This window comes from Stenotrophomonas sp. PS02301, assembly GCF_029959485.1.
GTDB classification, from domain to species: Bacteria; Pseudomonadota; Gammaproteobacteria; order Xanthomonadales; family Xanthomonadaceae; genus Stenotrophomonas; species Stenotrophomonas maltophilia_Z.
Window position 1 is genome coordinate 1 of the sequence record NZ_JASCOO010000165.1, and the last position, 4,643, is coordinate 4,643.

Here is a 4,643-nt window from a genome sequence, read left to right on the forward strand (position 1 = left end):
GCACTACCGGTGATGGCGGGAGTGATGCAGCCAGGCTACGGGGAGCGCATGCGGTAGTGCCGGCCGCTGGCCGGCTCCCTGCTACCGTCCAACGGTCAGGGCGCGATCCATGCCAGGGTCGCCATGCGCCCGGTGCGGCGGTCGCGCCGATGCGAGTAGAACCGCTGCGGGTCCGCCAGCGTGCAGTACTGCCCGCCACTGATGTGTGCCGGGTCCAGCCCTGCCGATTGCAGGCGCCGGCGGGCCAGCGCGTACAGGTCCACCTTCCAGTGCCCCGGCCGGGTTGCCACGAAGGCCGCCGCGGCGCCCTCGTCGCGCCCGACGAAGGCCTCGAACACATCCTCGCCGATCTCATACAACGCGGGCCCGGCCGCCGGGCCCAGCCATGCCTGCAGCTGCGCGGCCGGGGTCTGCATGGCGGCCACGGTGGCCTCCAACATGCCGTCGGCCAGCCCGCGCCAGCCGGCATGGGCCGCCCCGATCTCACCGCCATCGCGGGCGGCGAAGACCACCGGCAGGCAGTCAGCGGTGAGGATGGCCAGCACCACGCCCGGAACCGAGGTCACCGCCGCATCGGCGGTGGGTTCGGCCTCGACGCCAACGGCCGTCGGCGGCGCGGTGAAGCGCCGCACGCCGGTGCCATGCACCTGGCGAAGCCAATGCGGCGCCGAGGGCAGGCCCAACCCGGGCACGAGCAGGTCGCGGTTGCGCTGCACCTGCGCCGGGTCATCCCCGTCAGCGGCGTAGCGGTTGCCCATGTTGAACTGGTCGAACGGCGCCACCGAACCACCCGCGCCATAGCGCAGGGTGGTCAGCGCATGGACCCCGGTCGGGGCGGGCCAGTCGGCGGGCAGCACGGGCACGGGGGCGTCCATCAGCGGCGGTTGCGTTCCTGCTCGGCGAAGCGCTTGCTGTCTTCGCGCAGGGCGTGCAGCAGGGCCTGCATGTCGGCCGGCGGCGGCGCGCTGTTGCTGATCTTCTCGCCGGTGATCGGGTGCACGAACTCCAGCGTTTCAGCGTGCAGCGCCTGGCGCTTGAAGCCGCGCAGTTCGGCGACCAGCTCCTCGCTGGCGCCCTTGGGCAGTTTCAGCGCGCCGCCATACAGCTGATCGCCGATGATCGGATGACGCAGATGCGCCATGTGCACGCGGATCTGGTGGGTACGGCCGGTTTCCAGGCGGCATTCCAGCGCGGTGTGCGCACGGAAACGCTCGCGCAGGCGGTAATGGGTGATCGCTTCCTTGCCGTCTTCGCGCACGGCCATGCGGATGCGGTCGCGCGGGTGGCGGTCGATGCCGGCGGTGGCGGTGCCGCCGGAGACCAGGGCACCCACCACCACGGCCAGGTACTGGCGGTGCACTTCACGCGCGGAGAGCTGCTCGACCAGCGCGGTCTGCGCCTGGATCGTACGGGCGATCACCATCACGCCGCTGGTGTCCTTGTCCAGGCGGTGCACGATGCCCGCGCGCGGCAGCACCGCCAGCGAGGGATCGCGGAACAGCAGCGCATTGACCAGGGTGCCGGTCGGGTTGCCCGCGCCCGGGTGGACCACCAGGCCGACCGGCTTGTTGATCACGAAGACATGCTCGTCCTCGTACAGGACCTCCAGCGGGATGTCCTCCGGCTCGGCATGGGTCTGGGTGTCGAGAACGACATGCAGGCTGGCCACCTCGCCCCCGCGCACCGGGTCACGGCCGCGCACGGTGTCACCGTCCAGCAGGACGTCGCCGGACTTGATCCACTCGGTCAGCTTGGACCGGGAGAATTCGGGGAAGAGCTCGGCCAGGACGGCGTCGAAACGCCGGCCGGCAGCGGTATCGGGCACGATGGCCTGGCGGGGGGAATCGGAATCAGCAGGGGTATCGGACATGGGGGTACACCGCAATAGGGACAATTTTGGGGTCCGGGCGACCAGTTTCAGTCGCGGGACAGGCCACTAGGCTATCATCGACCCTTCGTATTCCAGCCGCGTCCCGCCCTGACCCCATGATCCGACGCTCCGTTATGCTGTCCGCGCCCGTCCGCCTCGCCGCCCTGATGCTGGTGCTGCTCTTCGTCGCCACCGGCTGTCACCGCGGTACCAAGGGCAAGAATCCGGATGAAGGCCTGCCGGTCGAAACGCTCTATGAGAAGAGCCACAAGCTCATGGAAGGGGGGAACTGGAGCGGTGCCGAAGCCAGCTTCCGCCGCCTGGTAGCCCAGTACCCGTATGGCCCGTATACCGAACAGGCCATGATCGAAAGCGCCTACGCGCAGTACAAGGCCGGCAAGCACGATGACGCGGTGTCCAGCGTGGACCGCTTCATCCGTACCTACCCGACCCACCGCAACATCGCCTACCTGTACTACCTGCGTGGCCTGGCCAACGGCAACCGCGACACGGTCTTCCTGCGCCGCGTCTGGTCGCTGGACCCGAGCCGCCGTGACCTGTCGAGCCCGCGCCAGGCCTATGCCGATTTCACCATCGTCACCGAGCGCTACCCGAACAGCCGCTACGCCGCCGATGCGCGCCAGCGGATGATCGCCCTGCGCGATGTGTTCGCCCAGTACGAGCTGGACAACGCCCTGTACTACCTGCGCCGCGAGGCCTACGTCTCGGCCGCTGGCCGCGCCAACTTCCTGCTGGAGAACTACCCGCAGAGCGCGTTCCAGTACGACGCCGTGGCCGCCCTGGGCGAGGCCTACACCCACCTGGGCAACAAGACCCTGGCCGACGATGCCCGCCGCGTGCTCGAGCTGAACCAGCCCGACCACCCGTGGCTGCAGGGCAAGTGGCCGAAGTACCCGTGGATGGTGCGCAAGCTGAACCCGTTTGCCGGCGAGAAGTCCGCCAGTACCGGTGAACGCAACGCCACGATGAACCGCAAGTAATGAAAAAGGCCCCGAAAGGGGCCTTTTTTATTACGGTAGCGCCCGACGCCTACCCCTTGTACCCATTGCTGATCGGGTACCGCCGCTCACGCCCGAACGCCCGGCGCGAGACCTTCGGCCCCGGGGCCGCCTGATGGCGCTTCCACTCGCTGGTGCGCACCAGGCGCAGCACACGGTCCACCACCTCGGCGGCGTAGCCGGCGGCCACGATCTCCTCGCGCGACTGCTCCTGGTCCACGTAGCGGTACAGGATGCCGTCCAGCACGTCGTAGGCCGGCAGCGAATCCTGGTCGGTCTGGTTGGCGCGCAGCTCGGCCGAGGGCGGGCGGGAAATCACCGCCGGCGGGATCACCGGGGCGCCGCCCACGGTATTGCGCCACTTGGAGAGCCCGAACACCTCCGTCTTGTACAGGTCCTTGAGCGGGGCGTAGCCGCCACACATGTCGCCGTAGATGGTCGCGTAGCCCACCGCATACTCGCTCTTGTTGCCGGTGGTCAGCAGCAGCCCGCCAAACTTGTTGGAGAGCGCCATCAGGATCACGCCGCGGCTGCGCGACTGCAGGTTCTCTTCCGTCACATCCGCCGCCTGCCCTTCGAACATCGGGCCGAGCGCGGCCATCAGCCCCTCGAACACCGGCTCGATCGAGACCGCTTCCAGCGTCACGCCCAGCGCGCGGCACTGCTCGGCCGCCAGGTCGTTGGACATGTCCGCTGTGTAGCGCGAGGGCAGCCGCACCGCGGTGACATTGGCCGCGCCCAGCGCGTCCACCGCCATCGCCAGCACCAGGGCCGAATCGATGCCGCCGGAGAGGCCCAGCCAGACCTTCTTGAAGCCGTTCTTGCGGCAGTAATCCTGGATCCCGCGGGTCACCGCGCGCCAGGCCAGTGCATCCATGCTCTCGTCGCCGTCGTCGATCCACTCGCGTGGCAGGAAACGGCGGGTGCCGGCGTCGTAATCCACCACCAGCCACTGGTCGGTGAAGGCCGCAGCGGCCGGATGCACGGTGCCATCGCCGTCAGCGACGACTGACGCGCCATCGAACACCAGCGCGTCCTGGCCGCCCACCACGTTGAGGTAGGCGATCGCCGCCCCGCTCTCGCGGGTACGCTCGGCCAGCAGCGCATCGCGCTGGGCATGCTTGCCACGCTCGTAGGGGGAGGCATTGGGCACCACCACCAGCTGCGCGCCGGCACGGACGGTATCGGCCAGCGGTTCGGCGAACCACAGGTCTTCACAGACCAGCACGCCCACCGGCACGCCCTTCAGCTCGAACACGCAGCTGCCGCCGTCCGGATCGACATCGAAGTAACGGCGCTCATCGAACACCGCGTAATTGGGCAGCTCGCGCTTGCGGTAGGTGTGCTCGACCTTGCCATCGCGCAGCACGCTGGCCGCGTTGTAGACCACCGCACCAGCGGCCTGTGGCCAACCGACCACCGCCGCGATGCCGGTGGTCGCCGCCGCGATGCGCTCCAGCGCCTGCTGGCAGTCGTACAGGAAGCCCGGCCGCAACAGCAGGTCCTCCGGCGGATAGCCACTGATCGCCAGCTCGGGGAACACCACCAGCTCGGCACCGTACTCATCGCGCGCCTCGGCGATCATCGCGATGATGGTGTCGGTGTTCTGCGCCACTGCGCCAACCGGGAAATCAAACTGCGCCAGGGCAATGCGGAGCGACGTCATGGGGGTCCAGCCTGTAGTTGCAATACACGCATTGTAGTGCCGGCCGCTGGCCGGCAACCACGCATTCGGCGGCAGCACGATGAGGAGC

The 4,643-nt window shown here is 68.8% G+C and carries 4 protein-coding genes; 1 reads left to right on the top strand and 3 read right to left on the bottom strand.

Annotated features, from left to right (window positions below; translation table 11 throughout):
- Window positions 1–95: 95 nt before the first annotated feature.
- Window positions 96–875 (bottom strand): peptidoglycan editing factor PgeF, encoded by a 780-nt coding sequence (gene pgeF / locus QMX81_RS20435; RefSeq protein WP_121039225.1) that lies wholly within the window; start codon window positions 873–875, stop codon window positions 96–98.
- Complete coding sequence (rluD, locus tag QMX81_RS20440; protein ID WP_121039228.1) at window positions 875–1,870, bottom strand: 23S rRNA pseudouridine(1911/1915/1917) synthase RluD; 996 nt, start codon at window positions 1,868–1,870, stop codon at window positions 875–877. Before rluD ends, pgeF begins: the two co-directional genes overlap by 1 nt.
- Window positions 1,871–1,986: 116 nt before the next feature.
- Between rluD and QMX81_RS20445 the strand changes: the two genes are divergently transcribed.
- On the top strand, window positions 1,987–2,871 hold the full coding sequence (locus QMX81_RS20445; RefSeq protein WP_121039231.1) for an outer membrane protein assembly factor BamD: 885 nt from the start codon (window positions 1,987–1,989) through the stop codon (window positions 2,869–2,871).
- A gap of 49 nt (window positions 2,872–2,920) precedes the next feature.
- Here the strand turns inward: QMX81_RS20445 and QMX81_RS20450 are convergent, their stop codons facing one another.
- On the bottom strand, window positions 2,921–4,555 hold the full coding sequence (locus QMX81_RS20450; protein ID WP_121039234.1) for an NAD+ synthase: 1,635 nt from the start codon (window positions 4,553–4,555) through the stop codon (window positions 2,921–2,923).
- Between the last annotated feature and the right edge of the window lie 88 nt (window positions 4,556–4,643).

Coding starts and splice junctions, on each gene's coding strand:
- QMX81_RS20450 (WP_121039234.1), bottom strand. CDS start 4,555: ATGACGTCGCTCCGCATTGCCCTGGCGCAGTTTGATTTCCCGGTTGGC.
- QMX81_RS20445 (WP_121039231.1), top strand. CDS start 1,987: ATGATCCGACGCTCCGTTATGCTGTCCGCGCCCGTCCGCCTCGCCGCC.
- pgeF (WP_121039225.1), bottom strand. CDS start 875: ATGGACGCCCCCGTGCCCGTGCTGCCCGCCGACTGGCCCGCCCCGACC.
- rluD (WP_121039228.1), bottom strand. CDS start 1,870: ATGTCCGATACCCCTGCTGATTCCGATTCCCCCCGCCAGGCCATCGTG.